This window comes from Chloroherpetonaceae bacterium, assembly GCA_025056565.1.
GTDB lineage: Bacteria > Bacteroidota > Chlorobiia > Chlorobiales > Thermochlorobacteraceae > Thermochlorobacter.
Map to the genome: position 1 here is coordinate 1 of JANWWA010000036.1, position 1,237 is coordinate 1,237.

A 1,237-nucleotide genomic window follows, 5' to 3' on the forward strand; every position below is an offset into this window, starting at 1 on the left:
CAGTTTGTCCAAACATCTCTCGCTCCATCTTTGAACAAAAAAGAAGAATAAAAACACCTAACTCAATACACTCGTTTTTCATCACCATCTAAACACTCTCAATTATGCTAACATCCACTCAATTTTCTCACTCTTCATCACCATTTACCTTTAAACTATTCCCAACCCTTCCCCCCTCTGAACATGAACAACGCCTCGCCCTCGACACCGCTAACATGTTCATTATCTCCGACCGCTCTCTCCCCATCTACCACACCTTCTCCCAACTCCACCGAGTTATCCCCATCCATATCCTTCCCCCTCTCTCTCTCCTTACCACCCGCCCCCAAACTACCCTCGCTTCCCTTGCAGGCAACCTTATCCTAAATACCTACACCATCCCCCCTCAATCCGTCTCCCCAACCCTCCTACCCTCTCACGCTTCTCAATCTAAACGACCCCCATCTCAATCACTTCGCTCAAAAAAACGCTCCTACCCTTCCCTCTATTCCTTATCACTACTCCACTCTCATCCCCAACCCCAACCTCAACCTTTACCCACACCACACATTCATCCTCAGCCCCCCTCCGATACCTATGCTGACGATCTTCTTCACACTTTCCACACCTTCTACACCAATAACCTGCCCTACCTCCAACACCTCCTCTCTATCTTCCCACCCCATTCCACCATCTCTAAATCATCACTATCTAGAACCCTCGACGCTATCGCCCAATCCCCCGAACACCGTGCCGAACTTGCTAAACTCCTCTTCCCCGCACTCCTTATACGACTTCACTACACCGATACCTTTATCTGGCGTCCCCATCCCCTTCGCCCACCCGACTACCAATTCCTTGTCGACTTTAACGGTATTCTCCCCTCTCCATCCCCCGCCCCCATTTGAACACTTTTTTCTATGATAATCGTATCAACATGTCACAATTCTTCATTATATTTACATCGCCTTTCTTTCAAAAGAAACAAAATTCTCTAATTACCATGGAAAACACACTCCACCACTTTCACAACGATATGCCTGAACGCCACGACACCCATACCCACTCCTACATCCAACAAAAAATGGATGAAACACTGTTTTTCTACCACCCCAACGCCTATACCTTAAAATGGATCGACCCCCATACCATCCTACACATGTTCCCCAATGTAAACACACTCTTGAACACCATGACTTCACAAGAACTATATATATTTCCTCTCTTGTATACAATCTGTTACCATAGATTGATCAAC

The 1,237-nt window shown here is 46.5% G+C and carries 1 protein-coding gene; it reads right to left on the reverse strand.

Annotated elements, in window-relative coordinates; genetic code table 11:
• Nucleotides 1-686: 686 nt before the first annotated feature.
• On the reverse strand, nucleotides 687-809 hold the full coding sequence (locus tag NZM05_12530; GenBank protein MCS7014440.1) for a hypothetical protein: 123 nt from the start codon (nucleotides 807-809) through the stop codon (nucleotides 687-689).
• Between the last annotated feature and the right edge of the window lie 428 nt (nucleotides 810-1,237).

What these genes read in the sequence shown, in the direction of transcription:
- NZM05_12530 (MCS7014440.1), bottom strand. Translation starts at nt 809, where the DNA reads ATGGGGACGCCAGATAAAGGTATCGGTGTAGTGAAGTCGTATAAGGAG.